The sequence below is a fragment of the Alteromonas sp. AMM-1 genome (genome assembly GCF_047290655.1).
GTDB lineage: Bacteria > Pseudomonadota > Gammaproteobacteria > Enterobacterales > Alteromonadaceae > Alteromonas > Alteromonas mangrovi.
In genome coordinates, this window is the sequence record NZ_JBLBUE010000080.1 from 1 (window position 1) to 15530 (window position 15530).

The 15530-nt window shown below is 47.9% G+C and carries 12 protein-coding genes; 1 reads left to right on the top strand and 11 read right to left on the bottom strand.

Annotated features, from left to right (window positions below; genetic code table 11):
* Window positions 1-167 precede the first annotated feature (167 nt).
* Window positions 168-1397: a diguanylate cyclase gene (locus tag ACLR2L_RS12775; RefSeq protein ID WP_413368577.1), complete on the top strand. Its 1230-nt coding sequence runs from the start codon at window positions 168-170 to the stop codon at window positions 1395-1397.
* Between the two features lie 50 nt (window positions 1398-1447).
* On the opposite strand, the gene ACLR2L_RS12780 is transcribed toward ACLR2L_RS12775, so the two are convergent.
* The 11 genes from ACLR2L_RS12780 to ACLR2L_RS12830 form a co-directional block, all read right to left on the bottom strand.
* Entirely contained in the window at window positions 1448-3172 is a 1725-nt protein-coding gene (locus tag ACLR2L_RS12780) for an SLC13 family permease (protein ID WP_413368578.1), read from the bottom strand.
* Window positions 3173-3189: 17 nt separating this feature from the next.
* A complete protein-coding gene (gene cysN / locus ACLR2L_RS12785) occupies window positions 3190-4605 on the bottom strand; it encodes a sulfate adenylyltransferase subunit CysN (protein ID WP_140955934.1) in 1416 nt (471 codons plus the stop codon).
* Between the two features lie 2 nt (window positions 4606-4607).
* The gene (gene cysQ, locus ACLR2L_RS12790; protein ID WP_413368579.1) at window positions 4608-5396 is read right to left on the bottom strand and encodes a 3'(2'),5'-bisphosphate nucleotidase CysQ; all 789 of its coding nucleotides are present in this window, start codon (window positions 5394-5396) and stop codon (window positions 4608-4610) included.
* Complete coding sequence (gene cysC / locus ACLR2L_RS12795; RefSeq protein ID WP_140955931.1) at window positions 5396-5989, bottom strand: adenylyl-sulfate kinase; 594 nt, start codon at window positions 5987-5989, stop codon at window positions 5396-5398. The genes cysQ and cysC overlap by 1 nt, the downstream gene beginning before the upstream one ends.
* Entirely contained in the window at window positions 5989-6903 is a 915-nt protein-coding gene (gene cysD / locus ACLR2L_RS12800; protein ID WP_140955929.1) for a sulfate adenylyltransferase subunit CysD, read from the bottom strand. The genes cysC and cysD overlap by 1 nt, the downstream gene beginning before the upstream one ends.
* Before the next feature lie 392 nt (window positions 6904-7295).
* On the bottom strand, window positions 7296-8807 hold the full coding sequence (gene putP / locus ACLR2L_RS12805) for a sodium/proline symporter PutP (RefSeq protein ID WP_413368580.1): 1512 nt from the start codon (window positions 8805-8807) through the stop codon (window positions 7296-7298).
* 145 nt (window positions 8808-8952) lie between these two features.
* On the bottom strand, window positions 8953-9654 hold the full coding sequence (locus ACLR2L_RS12810; protein WP_413368581.1) for a DUF3379 family protein: 702 nt from the start codon (window positions 9652-9654) through the stop codon (window positions 8953-8955).
* Window positions 9647-10162, bottom strand: coding sequence for a sigma-70 family RNA polymerase sigma factor (locus ACLR2L_RS12815; protein WP_140955923.1), 516 nt, complete (start codon window positions 10160-10162; stop codon window positions 9647-9649). Before ACLR2L_RS12815 ends, ACLR2L_RS12810 begins: the two co-directional genes overlap by 8 nt.
* A 113-nt stretch (window positions 10163-10275) precedes the next feature.
* The gene (locus tag ACLR2L_RS12820; protein ID WP_413368582.1) at window positions 10276-12126 is read right to left on the bottom strand and encodes a DUF885 domain-containing protein; all 1851 of its coding nucleotides are present in this window, start codon (window positions 12124-12126) and stop codon (window positions 10276-10278) included.
* Window positions 12127-12133: 7 nt separating this feature from the next.
* Entirely contained in the window at window positions 12134-13834 is a 1701-nt protein-coding gene (locus ACLR2L_RS12825; protein WP_413368583.1) for a BatD family protein, read from the bottom strand.
* Window positions 13834-15530, bottom strand: a 1697-nt coding sequence (locus ACLR2L_RS12830; RefSeq protein WP_413368584.1) for a vWA domain-containing protein, incomplete at its 5' end; no start/stop codon positions are given. The genes ACLR2L_RS12830 and ACLR2L_RS12825, both read right to left, overlap by 1 nt.

Here is a 15530-nt window from a genome sequence, read left to right on the forward strand (position 1 = left end):
CGTTAAATTTAGAGATGTTTTTTTATCTATAAAATGTGTGTAAAAAAGAATCCATTGGACTAGCAGACTTAGACATCAGTATAAACTTGGCGCTTGGAGCAAGTTTTCGGGTAAAAACTGAGTTATTCTGCACAGAATGCTGGAGTGACGTTTGATGAGCAAACAATATGCACAAAATTCTGGTTACCGAAGACAGTCCGATTGTCAGAAAAATTCTGTTTAAATTAATCGAAGATAACCCCCATTTTCAAAGCGTGTTGTGTGAAGATTTAGCCAGTGCGCAAAAGCAATTGAATAGTGGTGAAACGTTTCTTGCCGCCATTGTTGATCTCAATTTGCCGGATGCACCTAACGGCGAAATCGTAGACATAATCTTACCGTATGATATTCCCACCATTGTGCTCACCGGCAACTTTGATGAGCATTTAAGGCATATGCTACTCGACAAAGGTGTACTGGATTACATTACCAAAGAATCCAGGTATTCCTACATGCAGGTGGTAAAACTCATCGATCGGCTGCGCAAGAACCTTTCAACCAAGGTATTGGTTGCCGACGACTCACTGACCAGCCAGCGTTTTTTGAGCCAGTTTCTGCAAAAATTTCGTTTCAATGTAGTGTGCGTAAACGATGGTGTTGAAGCGCTGGCGGCACTGAACGAGCACAAAGACATTAAGCTGGTGATTTCAGACTACATGATGCCCAATATGGATGGGTTCCAGTTGGTTAAGCGGATCCGACAGGAGCGACAATTCCAGGATCTTATTTTTATTGGTCTTTCGGCAACAGGTAACAGCATGTTGTCGGCAAAATTCATTAAAAGCGGTGCGAACGATTTCCTGAGTAAACCGTTTTATCATGAAGAGTTCTTTTGCCGTGTACTGCATAGTCTGGAGCTACAGGAGATGATGGCGCAGGTAAGGGACTCTGCAAATCTCGACCCATTAACCAATACCTATAACCGCCGGTTTTTGTTTGAACATGGCGAATCACTGCTGGATGCAAAGGTAAGCGTCACGGTAGCCATTATTGATCTAGATGACTTTAAACCCATCAATGATACCTACGGCCATAAAACGGGGGATAAGCTGCTAGAGGCTTTCTCTCTGTTGTTAAAACGCTATTTTTCTGATGACCTGGTAGCGCGGTATGGTGGCGAGGAATTTGTTGTTTTGTCTGAAAGACCTTATCCGGAGGTAATGAAAACCACGGATTTATTCATGCAGAAATTACGCGAACTGGTGTTTACCGAGCACAAAATTGCGATGACTTGCAGTATTGGGGTAAGCGAGGGTAACACAGGTGGTCTGGAAGAACTGATTGACGTTGCAGATAAACGATTATACCGGGCCAAGCATACCGGTAAAAACAGGGTAATTGAAATGTTGGCGGGTTAGCTCTCGCTTCGGGTTCATAAGAAAACGGCCCGTGAACGGGCCGTTTTTCATTATAAATACAGCACGTTGAGCAGTGTGATCACAATACTGGAATACACTATAGAGACCGGTAATCCAAATCGAACAAAGTGACTAAACTTATAGTTTGCTGCGTTATACACCAATAAGTTGGTTTGATAACCATACGGTGAGATAAAACTGGCGCTTGCAGCGAATGCAACAGCCAGTGCAAACGGTAAAAGCGGTGCGCCAATAATTTCTACCAAACCATATGCAAACGGAAACATAAGTGCCGCAGCAGCGTTGTTGGTAACAAATTCTGTTAACGCAAGTGTCAGAACATAAACTACTATCAGTGCTACCAGCCAGTTGGTGTCGGCCAGATAAGGCAGCAGTTGGTCTGTACTGAGTGCAATAACGCCTGAATTTTCCAATCCGGTTGCCAGCGACAAGGCTCCCACAATTACCACGATGAGGTTCAACGGCATATTGCGTTTGATTTCGCCGCTGGACGTAACATTCGCTCCCACCAGCACTGCAGCGAAAAATAACAAGCCTACTGCCAGCGACAGTATTTCAGTTGCAGCAAGAGCCACGATGGTCAAAAAGCCGCCAACTGTGATCCATTCCTGTGGCGTTGATAGTGGACGCGAGATGCGTTGTTCAGACAGTATAAAGAAGTTTTTGGTCAGGTTATGGCGAGAGTTGAAATCCGGCCCGACGGCCAGTAACAAAAAATCACCGGCCTGTAGCTTGATTTCACCTAATTTGCCTGAGAGCTGCTCGCCATCGCGACGAATAGCCACTACAGCGGCATCAAAAAGCGCACGAAAGCCCAGTGCTTTAATAGTTTGTCCTATGATTTGCGCACGGTTTGACACAATCACTTCGGTTAAATTTTCCCGCAGTAATCCATCGGCTTCGGCAAAGGTGGTTAACCCTTTGATGTGCGAAAGCGCATCCAGGTTTTTCACATTACCCGAGAAAATGAGTTTGTCGCCACCCTGAATCACCAAATCCGGCCCTACCGGGCTAATCAGTTTGCGCTTTCTTACTACTTCAACCAAAAACAACTCAGGTAGGTTACGCAGGTGGTTCTGTTCAACGGTTTTTCCAACCAGTTCAGAATCGTCACTGACTTCCGCTTCTACAATGTATTCTCTAAAGTCATTTTGCTTATTGGCAATACTCGGCAACAGGGGAGAAAGTGCATACATTAATACACCACACGTTAACCCTGCACCAAGGCCCACAACGGTAAAGTCGAGAAAACCAAAGCCTGGATGGCCATGTTCTTGCAGAAAGCTATCAACAATCAGGTTAGTGGAGGTACCAATTAAGGTTACCGTGCCACCCAAAATCGCAGCATAGGATAACGGGATTAGAAAGCGCGAAGCAGGGTGGTACTGATTCTGTTTAACCGGCCCAATTAAACTGGCAACTATGGCTGTGTTATTGAGTAGTGCCGACGAAAAGAAGGTTAAACCGAACAGTCGCCAGAATGAGTGGGTAAAGTTAGCGGTTATCAGCTTTCGCGCAAGGCGTTTGATAAAGGCGGTTTTGTCGATGGCGCTACTAACAAGCAGCAACAGAATGAGTGTAATCAGGCCTTTGTTAGTAAGGTTGGCTAAAATTTCATCAAATGTGATTTGTTGAGTAACTAATAAACCCAACACCGCAAGCGCGAAAATAGTGGAGGGGCGTTGATTTGAAAAAATCAACGCCCCGATGGTACCGAGGAAAAACCCCAGTACCACGAGGTGGTTCAGATCCATGTTGTTAGATCCTGCTCCTACAGCTTGCTAATGTCGATAGCATTCCAGTGAGGGAAATGCTTGCGAACCAGTTCATTGAATTCAAGCTCGAATGCAGAGAATTCAGTGGCGCCATGCAGCTTGTCCTTCGCAAGTTCATCGATGATCATACCCGCACCAACCGTACCATTGGTTAAGCGGTCGATCACAATAAATGCACCGGTAGCACGATTGCGCTTGTACGGATCGCAAGGCACTGGCTGGGTGAACTTCACGTCTACCACGCCAATTTCGTTCAGGTTCATGTGCAACGACTGGCTTTGCTTCAGTGTGTTCACATCAATCAGGTGATCGATAGCGGCAATACTGCCAGGCGTGGTTTTGGTAGCAAACTTAAACATGTATTGCTTGTTTGGCATCATTGGCTCTTCGGCCATCCACACCAAATGCGTTTTAAACTGCGTACTCAGCAGTGACTTGTTGTCAGATTTTACAATCATGTCACCACGGGAAATATCAATTTCGTCTTCCAGTGTCAGAGTAACAGCTAATGGCGCATAAGCTTCGTCCAGGTTGCCATCGAAAGTAACAATCGACTTCACCTTAGAGGTTTTACCTGAAGGCAATGCTGTGATTTCGTCGCCAGGCTTAATCTGACCAGACACAACAGTACCTGCAAAACCACGGAAATCCAGGTTTGGACGGTTAACATACTGTACCGGGAAGCGGAAGTCCTCGGTGTTGGCGTCTTTGTTGATTTGAATGGTTTCTAGCATTTGCATCAGCGTTTTGCCTTTGTACCATGGCGTGTGCTCACTCAGATTAACCACGTTGTCGCCATCAAGTGCTGAAATTGGTACAAAGTGAATATCAGGAATGTTCAGTTGCGCGGCAAATGCGGTGTAATCTGCCTGAATTTGCTTGTACACGTCTTCGCTGAATTTCATCAGATCCATTTTATTTACAGCAACAATAACGTGCTTAATACCCAGTAAAGACACCAGGAATGAGTGACGACGCGTTTGCGTTTTTACACCTGCGCGGGCGTCTACCATCAGGATAGCCAGGTCACAGTTAGAGGCACCGGTTACCATGTTACGGGTGTATTGCTCGTGTCCGGGGGTGTCGGCAATAATGAACTTGCGCTTGTCAGTAGAGAAGTAGCGGTAGGCTACGTCAATGGTGATACCTTGCTCACGCTCTGACTGCAAACCATCCACTAGCAGTGCCAGGTCGACTTTGTCGCCGGTAGTACCGACTTTCTTGCTGTCCTGGGTAATCGCAGCCAACTGATCTTCATAAATCATTTTTGAATCGTGCAGCAGGCGGCCGATTAAGGTACTTTTTCCGTCGTCAACGCTGCCGCAGGTTAAGAAGCGCAGCAGGTCTTTATGTTCGTGTTGATCCAGGTACGACAGAATGTCTTCTTTCAATAATTCGTTTTCGTTATTCATGCTTATGCACTCACGAGGAAATAAGGGTTTAACACAGACTCTTTCTGATTGTAGGTAAGAGCCTCAGCGTCAGGATTCAGTGGGTTTGCGCCATCCAGTACAGTCACGTTTGCGCCAGCAGCTAATGCTACGGCATGCGCAGCGCCGGTGTCCCATTCAGAGGTTGGGCCCAGTCGCGGGTACAGATGTGCTTCGCCTTCGGCAACCAGGCATAGTTTCAGTGAGCTGCCCATGGCAACCAGTTCTGATTCTCCGCCAAGCAGGTCCAGCAGATTCTTAATCTCAGGGCTCTGGTGCGAGCGGCTACCCACCACTTTCCACACTTCACCTTCACTGTGCACTTTGGCAGAAATGGCGCTTACACCTTCTGCGGTTTCAGCCCAGGCACCCTGACCAACAATCCCGACATAGGACTTTGCCAGAGCCGGTGCATATACCACGCCCATCACCGGCTTGCCGCCGTCAATCAGTGCGATATTGACGGTAAATTCACCGTTCTTTTTAATGAATTCCTTGGTGCCATCGAGTGGATCGACTAGCCAGTACTGGTTCCAGGTTTTACGCTCTTCCCATGGGATATCAGCCGATTCTTCCGACAGTATTGGCAAGTCTGAAATGGCTTCTAAACCGGCCACAATACACTTGTGGGCAGCTAAATCTGCTTCTGTTAGCGGACTGGTATCCTGTTTTTCATACACAGCAAAGTCGCGCTGGTAAATTTCCATAATTTTTGCACCCGCGTCCTTGGCTATCGCAAGCACTTGCAACGCGAGAGGGTCCGTAATGGCCATTACAACAATCCTTTTTCGGTTAACAGGTTAAACAAGCGTTCTGCTGTGTCTTCGGCAGATTCTTCCTGATACGGTAAATGCACTTCAGGTGCGCTTGGCGCTTCGTAGGCAGAATCAATCCCGGTAAAGTGTTTGATTTCGCCACTGCGCGCCTTTTTGTAGAGGCCTTTCGGGTCACGTTGTTCGCAAACTGCCAGTGGCGTGTCTACAAACACTTCGATAAATTCACCCTTTGCCAACAGGTTGCGACAAAAATCGCGGTCGGTTTGAAAGGGTGAAATAAACGCGGTGAGTACCACCAATCCCGAATCCACGAACAATTTGGCCACTTCACTGATGCGACGAATGTTTTCAACCCGGTCTTTATCGCTGAAACCCAGATCGCCACATAAGCCGTGACGCACGTTGTCGCCATCCAGCAAATAGGTATGTTTGCCCTGTTCGTGTAGTTTCTTTTCCAGCAAATTGGCCAGGGTAGATTTACCCGAACCACTCAATCCGGTTAGCCACAGCACACGGGGTTGTTGGCCGAGGCTTTCTGCACGGGTCGTTTTATTGATCTCATGCTTATGCCAAACGATATTGGTGGCCATTAGAAGTATCCTTCCATTTTCTTCTTCTCCATTGAGCCAGCACTGTCGTGGTCAATTACACGGCCCTGACGCTCGGAGGTTTTAGTTAACAGCATTTCCTGGATAACTTCTGGCAGTGTGGCCGCGGTTGACTCAACTGCGCCAGTCAGTGGGTAACATCCCAGCGTCCGGAAACGCACGGATTTCATCTCTGGTACTTCACCTTCTTTCAGTGGCATGCGATCGTCGTCAACCATGATCAATACGCCATCGCGCTTCACAACCGGGCGAGGTTTGGCCAGGTACAGTTGTGGAATATCAATGTTCTCTTTGTAGATGTATTGCCAGATATCCAGTTCAGTCCAGTTAGACATTGGGAATACACGGATGCTCTCGCCCTTGTTGATTTGCGAGTTATAAATATTCCACAGTTCCGGACGCTGGTTTTTCGGATCCCAGCGGTGGTTGCTGTCACGGAATGAATATACACGTTCTTTTGCACGTGACTTTTCTTCGTCACGACGGGCACCACCAAAGGCGGCATCGAATTTGTATTTGTTCAGTGCCTGCTTCAGGGCTGCGGTTTTCATCACGTCAGTGTGCTTGGCACTGCCATGGCTGAATGGACCCATGCCCATGTCGACGCCTTCCTGATTAATATGCACCAGTAGGTCAAAGCCGTGCTTTTTGGCCTGCTGATCACGAAACTCTATCATTTCGCGGAATTTCCACGTGGTATCAACGTGCAATAACGGGAATGGGATTTTGCCTGGCGCAAATGCTTTACGTGCCAGGTGTAACAGCACCGAGGAATCCTTGCCTACGGAATACAGCATTACTGGGTTTTCGAATTCCGCAGCAACTTCACGAAAGATATGGATACTCTCGGCTTCGAGTTGTTTCAAATGGGTGGTTGACGGGATACTTGCAGTCATTTATCGAGTCCGAAGTTTAGGTTTATATACGAAATGATTATATACATAGAACCCTAACATATTTAGGCGCATTTGTGCTATGCCATTTAGCTATTTGAAATAGCCCTTTTATTCCTTTGTATTAACACGGCTCTTCCACAAAGAAGACGTCGGCTCATGCAAATGACAAAAGTGAGGCTGGTTAAGGGATTCTGGTTGTGTATGAGTATACAGGGTAGAGCAGTATACGCCTGATTTCTGTGGTATGACGAGAGGACGTAATGGAATTTTTTAAAACCACATTGATGTATTTTATATCAAATGGTTATATGGGTGTGTCGAGAGGGTGTATTGCAAAGGTGTATTAAGGGTATGGCGGCTTAGGGTTTGCAAACCCTAAGCCGCCATAAGCATTAACGTTGCTGATGCAATGCTTGTTCAAATTTGGCAAAAGTAGCCTGAACGCTCTCCCTGGGTTGGGTGAATTTACTTACTACCACAATTGAAATGCTCGATAATACAAAGCCGGGCACGATTTCGTACATCCACTGACTCAGGCTTTGCCCCTGAATTTGCACTGGTAAATAAATCCATAAGAGTACGGTGGCAGCGCCCGTGATCATTCCGGCAAATGCTGCTGCGCGGGTCATATTGCGAGAGAACAGGCTGAACAGTACCAGAGGACCAAATGCCGCGCCAAAGCCGGCCCAGGCATTACTCACCAGCGATAGTATAGTGCTGTCGCGATCATATGCGAGCGTAATGGCAACGGCAGCAACCAAAACAACGGAAACACGCCCCGCAATCACCAGTTCTCCCTCTGACGCCTCTTTACGCAGAAATATTTGATAGAAATCACTGGTTAGCGAACTGGAGGTAACTAATAACTGAGATGAAATAGTGCTCATGATTGCCGCCAGAATGGCAGCCAATAAGAAACCGGCAATCAAGGGATGGAACAGGATTTGTGACAAGTAAATGAAGACGGTCTCGGGATCAATGGTCACGTCGGGTTGTTGAGTAACATAGGCTAAGCCATATAACCCGGTCATCAATGCACCGGTAATCGACAGGATCATCCAGCTCATACCGATGCGGCGGGCAACCGGAATGGCTTTTACCGAGCAGATCGCCATAAAACGGACGATAATGTGCGGTTGGCCAAAATAACCGAATCCCCAGGCCAATAGCGATAAAATACCGATAAACGACAACGTTGTGCCGCTCGCAGCATCGGTAAACAGGTCAAACATGGCTGGGTCGATACTGGTAATGATCTGATTGGCCTGGGATACACCGCCAAGCTCCATCACAACTACAACCGGCACCAGGATGAGCGAAATAAACATGATACAGCCTTGTACAAAATCGGTCATGCTCACAGCCATAAAGCCACCAATCATTGTGTAGGCAACTACCACGCCGGCGGTAACATACAAGCCCATTTCGTAGCTTAAATTAAACGAAGATTCGAATAATTTGCCGCCAGCTACTACTCCCGAAGAGGTATAAAGGGTAAAGAATACCACTATGACCACTGAAGCAATCACCCGCAACATGCGGCTGTTATCGGCAAAACGGTTTTCGAAGTAATCGGGCAGGGTAATCGCGTTATTGGCGATTTCGGTGTAAACCCGCAAACGAGGGGCAACCAGAATATAATTTAAAAAGGCACCAATGGTAAGGCCAATGGCAATCCAGGCTGCCGAAATACCTGCCACATACATTGCACCGGGTAATCCCATCAGCATCCATCCGCTCATATCGGATGCGCCGGCAGACAGCGCCGTTACTGCTGGACCGAGTTTGCGGCCACCCAACATGTAGCCTTCTACACTGGTGTCGGCCTCTTTGTAGCCGTACCAACCAATGCCTAACATCACTAAAAAATACAGCCCCAGAGAGACCATAGTGCCAACTTCCATTAGCGCTTCCTTCTGTCGTTATCGTTATTGTAGTGATGGTTACTATATCAGGATGGGTCGGCTGGTTTCTACCGGGAGTCAGGAATTAGCGTGTTTAAGCGATTTGAACACATGACCTGCTTTCAGGCAGGCCATGTGCAACGGTTTATGCAGAGAACTTTAAACTTTGCTTCAGAATGCTTTGAAATGCCGGTATATCCGCGCCTTTTTCGCCTACCACTAACACATTGGCATGGTTAAAAGCATAAGACAAACCTTCGTACGCCTTGTCAGAAAAGCTATTTTTTACCGGGTGATTTTTCTCTGGCACCAGAAAAACTGACATTCGCCCCTGAGCGGTTTCAATGATCAGGTGTAAGCTGCGTATTGAATCCAGATGACAGTAATTGACCGACGCGATTTTGCCAATGGCCGGATCAATCTCTGCACCGAACTGTGCCAGTTTGGCATTGGCAATTTGCGCGGTTACCGGTGCGTCGCCTACCGGCGTTTCATGTTCCGCGTAGTACATATGCGCAAGCGCGGCGTCACCCAGAGAGACATGTTGTTGCTGCCAGGCGGTAATGCCTACGCCAGCCGTTAATGCAACACTTGCCGCCAGGCCAATGTACCAGCGGTTTTTACGCTTTTTGTGTGCGAACTCGCGTACACTTTGCTGCCATATAAGCTTATTAGCTAAATCATCGGGCACGGGCACATCAATGGCGCGTGTGAGTTTATCGTCGAGACGTTTAACATCCTGCCAAAAGTCATCATACCCTTTATCGTCGTTTGCTGCTTGTACTAAGGCTTCGTCGGTATCCGCAGGGTTAGCATAAATGCGGCGCCGAAATTCTAATTCATCCATTTTGGCGACCTCGCTCAGGTTGACTGGGAGCCAGCGCTTCTTTTAATTGCGCGCGGGCACGGAATAATCGTGTCATGACGGTGTTTTTGTTTAAATCCAGTTGTTGGGCTATTTCGTCACCACTAAAACCAAACAGAATCTGAAGTACCAGGGGTTCCCGGTAGTCTTCTTCCAGTTTTGCCATTGCCCGTCGCAGTTGCCGGATTTCCGTATCGTTGTCGTGACAGTCTGCTGATGACACAGAAACTGACACATCGTCGATGTCTACCAAATCAAACTGCTTGCGCTCAAAGCGCCGTGCATTCTCTCGTCGCAAAATGGTGATAAGCCAGGATTTTGCGGCTTTTTCATCCTGCAGGGAGTCGAGGGCACGCCAGGCGCGCAGGAACGTTTCCTGCACAATATCTTCGGCAGTGGCCTTATTATTAGTGAGCCAGTAAGCGTATCGATACACGTCGGCGTGCAGAGCGCGAACTAAAGCTTCATAGCGTTGAGTTTTTTCTTTCATGTCCGAATAGACCGACACGCTGTAAAACAAATTTCAACAGTAGGTGATTTTTTTCAAAAAAACAAAAAAGGAGCGCGAAGCTCCTTTTTATCACAATCAAACAATGAGTGAGATTACGATTTACTTTCAACCCACTGATGTACTTTTTCTTCCAGTAACGACAATGGCACAGGACCATCTTTGAGCACAACGTCATGGAATTGGGCATAACTGAAATTATCACCCAGAGTGGCTTTTGCTGCTTCGCGCAGCTCCATTATCTTCAGTTTTCCTATCATGTAGGCCGTTGCCTGACCCGGCATGGCAATGTATCGTTCAATCGCTTTCACGGCATCGTATTCCGGATTCGGCGTGTTGGCGATCAAATACGCAATCGCTTCTTCGCGACTCCATTTTTTCGCGTGAATGCCAGTGTCTACCACTAAACGGCAGGCTCGCCATAATTCCATTGCCAGGCGTCCAAAGTCGGAGTAGGGGTCCTGGTAAAAGCCCATGTCTTTGGCGAGTTCTTCGGTGTATAAACCCCATCCTTCAGTATAGGCAGTAAAGCTCAGGAATTTCTGGAATTGCGGAATGCCGTCCAACTCAAGCGCAATAGCGCGCTGCATATGGTGACCGGGTATGCCTTCGTGGTACGCCAACGCTTCCATTTGGTAGGTTGGCATGGCGTTCATGTCATACAGGTTGGCGTAATAGATACCCGGGCGTGAGCCATCCTGCGCAGGATTTTGATAAAAGGCCTTACCCGCTGATTTTTCGCGGAAAGCCTCAACACGTTTTACTATCATCGGCGCTTTTGGCGTTAAACCAAAATACGCCGGTAGAGCCTCGCGCATAGTATCAATGGCGGCGGTTGCTTCTGCCAGATAGCGCTCGCGTCCTTCATCGGTATTCGGGTAATAGAACTGCTTGTCGGTGCGCATGAATTCAAAGAACTCCTGCAGCGTGCCGTCAAATTCAACCTGCTTCATAATGTCGCGCATCGCATTGTGAATGCGCTCTACATTATCAAGACCAATCTGATGCACTTCGTCAGCGGTTAAATCTGTTGTGGTGAACCAGTTAAGGCGGTTCTGATACCATTTGTCGCCATCGGGTAAACGCCAAACACCGTCACCTTCAGGGCTAACGGTCTTTTGATGGGCAAATGCTGCCATCAGCTTTTCATAAGCCGGCTTCACAGACGTAAGCAGTGCGGTTTTAGCTTGCTCTTTCAGGGCCGATACTTCATTTTCAGGCAGATTCAGGGCGTCGACTTTGTCGCTGAAATCTTTCAACAGCGTAGAGGGTTTGTCAGAATCATCAAATGGCATGCCGCTAATCACATTTTGTGACGCTTCAATCATTTGATCATAAGCCCACTTGGGTGGAAACACACCAAGGGCTTCACGCATCTGCATTTGCTCAATTACCTGATCAAAATTGCCAGGTACGTTATTTAAACGGGCAATGTAGGCATTGGCGTCATCCACACTGGTTACCCGGTGAATGTTGATCAGAAAGCTGGGAACAGAGGTATGAGCTGCTCTGAACTGATGCACAATATAGGTATGGTGGCGGTATTTGTCGTTTTCTAAATCCCGCTCGATTCCCAGCTTGAACAGGCGAACACTCATTTGTTCCTGTTCGCTAAGCTTGCTGATATCAAACTGCGAAATTTCTTGTAAGCGCTTTTTGGCAATGGCGATACTTTCGTCAGCAAAAGCGTCGCTTTCATCACCCCATTTGTCGTAGTCCCATTTTATACCCAGATAGCTCTGGAAAGTCGGGGAACGTTTTAAGTCGTCCTGGAAGGTTTGCTCAAAATAGGCTGCCAGACGTTCTGATTCAGATTGTGCCTGCACCGATTGAGCAGTATCTGATGTTGGGGCGGTGGTTTGCGTTGCCGGTGAGCAGGCAATTAGCCCACTCACTGCTAAAGCAATGGCGCTTAACTTTCGTAATTTCTGTGTTTGAATGTGCATAAGAACCCTATTTGTGTAGTGGATAAAGCGGGGTGAGCCCCCCGTCTTTTGTATTGGATATTGTTGTTATACGTTTTATTGCCGAAATTAGCGCAGCCTTATTCCAGGCCTGTGGCGGATTCGCAAAAGCCGAGGCCATCATTTGATCAAGCTCGGGCTTGATCGACTGCTGAATATGCCAGCGTTGGGCGGCAGAAAATTGTGCCAGCCAACTGCGCAAGGCGGTTTGAATATCACCCACATTGCCTTTTTCAATGGTTGAAATAAGTGATTTAACATCGGCGTTAGTCGCCGTTTTTTGCGATGAAGGCACTGCGCTCACTGAGCGCTTTTTCTGAGCATGAATTAACCAACCTGCTGCAGTCAGTAACCAAAGCGCAGCTAACAGCCAGTGCCAATGATCAATTCCTTGCTGTGAATTTGGTGATATCAGTGATTCTGCAGCCTGTGGCTGGGCGTTATCAGCGTCAGGTAATCCTTGATCTGATGTAACCTGCTGTATTGCAGGTGGCGGCACCTGAGCCTGCGGCGTTGCTGGAGTTGGCGTGTTACCCATGTTTGCCGCGGGTGCTACCGTAATGGTGCGGGTAGGCAGTGTTGCGAATTCCGTTTTGCCTGTGTTGGTATTAAACCAGGGCACTTTGACCTCTGGAATAATAAACTCACCAGGCTTGGTGGGGATCAGCGCTACTGATTCGGTGCGCTGTACAATTAACCGGTTGTCGCGCTCGGCGGTTGCGCTGCCGGGTTGGTCGGGATAAAGCTTAAATGCGGGCGGGTATATTTGTGCTATCTCGGGCAGCTGTTCTTCCACTACCCCAACGGCGGTCAGCGTGAGTGTGCGGGTTACCGGTTCACCTACCACAAATTCATCGGTTTGCCAGTTTTCATCCAGTTGCACAAAGTCGCTCGGCAGCCAGTGATAGTCTATGTCCTGCGGAATAGGTTTAACACTGATATCCACATCCGGGCCAACCCGGTTGATAGCCTGAGTACGGTTAAAAAAGCCAAATCGCTGATTGGTATTCGCTGCAATGACTTCGCCAGAAAAGACCGGGCCGCGAATGGTAAAGTCGCCAGATTGCTGAGGCAGAATCGCAAAGTTGCGTTCAATTACCTGATAACGTTTGCCATTTACCAGCTCTGTGTATTGCTTGTCTTCACCTAGTTGCTGAATTTGCGCATTCTCAAGCTCAGGGGCTTGTAGGCTACCACGTTCAATTTGCGATGCCAGATAGAGTTTCACGGTGTAGCGCAACTGTTGTTGCAGGTACACATTCGACTGATTGACTTCGGTGGCTACGTAGTAGTCTCTGGCCGGCGCATCGCTACCTTGTTGTACCGGGATAACGTTAACAGTAATAGGTGCACTCGACTTGCCTTCGATGGTAAATGCCGGAATAGTAAATTTGCCTACACTGCGCGGAAACAAGGTAGTAGACCAGGTAGTTGTCTGGCGGGTAGAGAAGTTGACAATTGACGTTTGTGAACCCACTGACGTGCGGCCTACCACAAAATCGCTTAATAAAACGGAACTGTCGAATGCATCGCGCTCGGCATCGCCTTCAGCCACAACCGTTAACACGATAGCCTCGTCGAGCATCACAGGGTTTTTGTCGATAGTGGCTGTCACACTGGTTACTTCGGCCTGAGATATCCAAGGCAGCACGCACATTAATAAACCTGCAATCAGGCGTTTACTGATCATTACCAATCACTCCGGTCTGAAGAAGGGGGACGACGATACTGACGTTTCTGCGCTTCCAATTGCATTTTGCGTTTCAACAGGAAGGCTGGATCGTCAGGGATGCGACGCAATAGATTATTGAGTCGTTGTTCGGTCTCTTTGTCGCGCTCGGCGTCACCTTGTATTGCTTGTTTCATTTCACTTTCGCCAGCTTCCTGCTCGCCATTTTCAGGCTGTTGTGCCTGTTGCTGTTGTTCGTCCTGGGCATCCTGTGGGTCAGACTGCTCACCGTTCTGTTCAGCATTTTGCTGATTGTCTGATGATTGCTGCTGTTGATCCTGACCGTTTTGCTGGTCACTTTGTGACGGATCATTTTCCCCACTTTGCTGTTGGTCTGAACCTTCACCATTTTGTTGCTGATTCTCGCCGTTTTGCTCACTTTGGTTTTGTTGATCGTCAGATTGATTCTGATTATCGCCCTGATTTTGTTGATCCTGTTGTTGGTCCTGTTGATTTTTTAATTGTTCAAGCAGCGCTTTGTTTTGTGCTGCTTCAGGATAATCCGGGCGTTTTGCCAATGCCTGTTCATAAGCGCCAATAGCCTCTTCCAATTGGCCCGCTTTTGCCAGCGCGTTGCCCTGGTTGTAAAAGCCTTCCGCACTCTTTAACTGGCCGTAAGTCTCTGCAGCCGCTTCGTATTCACCGGAGCGATATTGTGCTGCGCCTTTCCACGATAAATCTTCAAAGGATTCAGAGGCGTCCTGAAATTGTTCGCTGTTGTACTGTTCATAGCCCTGTTGATCGGCATTTAAAAAGGGTTTCTGCCACCAACTAATAGCATTGGGTTGTACAGCCTCGTCGGTGTTTGCGACGGGTGATTGACCTGGCTGTGTTTGCGCTACGGCAACAGGCGATTGCATGGGTATTAGCACACACAAGCAAAGGGCGAACAACAAACCGCGTCGGAACGACAGGGCGGCAATCGGCAGCAATAGAAGTAGCAAATACGGCCCGGCTTCTGCCCATTTATCACCTTGCTTGTTGTTGTCCTGTGATTCAGTTTCGGCATCATCAAATCGATTTACCGCAGCAATTTTACGAATATCACTGTCGTTAGCGGTGATTTCAGAGAACTTACCGCCACTCTGGCGACTGAGTTGTTGCAACACTGACGGATTCATTTTTGGGATCACAATTGCGCCATTACTGCGTTTTAATAGTTCGCCATTGAGCTGTTTGATGGGCGCGCCAGTTTGCGTGCCGACACCCAGAATATTCACGGTATAAGGGGTGGAAGATAAAAAGTCGCTGAGTTCTTTCATTTGTTCCAGTTCAACGCCATCAGTGATCCAGTAAAGTGCACCGCGCTGATAGCCGGCACTTTCCAGTAAGTTGGCCGCCGCTTTTAACCCCAATACAGGTTCACTGCCTGACGTGGGCATAATTTCCGGGCTCAAACTGGGGAGCAGGGCTGTTAAGGTGGTTGCATCTTCAGTTAATGGGCTAATGGTGAACGCATCACCCGCGTAAGCCACCAAGCCCATATCCCCTTCGTTGATAAGCTTTACCAGATCAATTGCCCTGTATTTCGCCCGGGATAAACGGTCTGGCGTAACGTCGGTAGCGCGCATCGACAATGACATATCCATAACGATTACGTGACCGGCTTTGACCTGAAAAACAGGCTGAGGAATACGTTCCCAACTTGGTCCGGCTA

What these genes read in the sequence shown, in the direction of transcription:
- ACLR2L_RS12780 (WP_413368578.1), bottom strand. Translation starts at nt 3,172, where the DNA reads ATGGATCTGAACCACCTCGTGGTACTGGGGTTTTTCCTCGGTACCATC.
- ACLR2L_RS12810 (WP_413368581.1), bottom strand. Translation starts at nt 9,654, where the DNA reads ATGGATGAATTAGAATTTCGGCGCCGCATTTATGCTAACCCTGCGGAT.
- ACLR2L_RS12775 (WP_413368577.1), top strand. Translation starts at nt 168, where the DNA reads ATGCACAAAATTCTGGTTACCGAAGACAGTCCGATTGTCAGAAAAATT.
- putP (WP_413368580.1), bottom strand. Translation starts at nt 8,807, where the DNA reads ATGGAAGTTGGCACTATGGTCTCTCTGGGGCTGTATTTTTTAGTGATG.
- cysQ (WP_413368579.1), bottom strand. Translation starts at nt 5,396, where the DNA reads ATGGCCATTACGGACCCTCTCGCGTTGCAAGTGCTTGCGATAGCCAAG.
- cysD (WP_140955929.1), bottom strand. Translation starts at nt 6,903, where the DNA reads ATGACTGCAAGTATCCCGTCAACCACCCATTTGAAACAACTCGAAGCC.
- ACLR2L_RS12825 (WP_413368583.1), bottom strand. Translation starts at nt 13,834, where the DNA reads ATGATCAGTAAACGCCTGATTGCAGGTTTATTAATGTGCGTGCTGCCT.
- cysN (WP_140955934.1), bottom strand. Translation starts at nt 4,605, where the DNA reads ATGAATAACGAAAACGAATTATTGAAAGAAGACATTCTGTCGTACCTG.
- ACLR2L_RS12815 (WP_140955923.1), bottom strand. Translation starts at nt 10,162, where the DNA reads ATGAAAGAAAAAACTCAACGCTATGAAGCTTTAGTTCGCGCTCTGCAC.
- cysC (WP_140955931.1), bottom strand. Translation starts at nt 5,989, where the DNA reads ATGGCCACCAATATCGTTTGGCATAAGCATGAGATCAATAAAACGACC.
- ACLR2L_RS12820 (WP_413368582.1), bottom strand. Translation starts at nt 12,126, where the DNA reads ATGCACATTCAAACACAGAAATTACGAAAGTTAAGCGCCATTGCTTTA.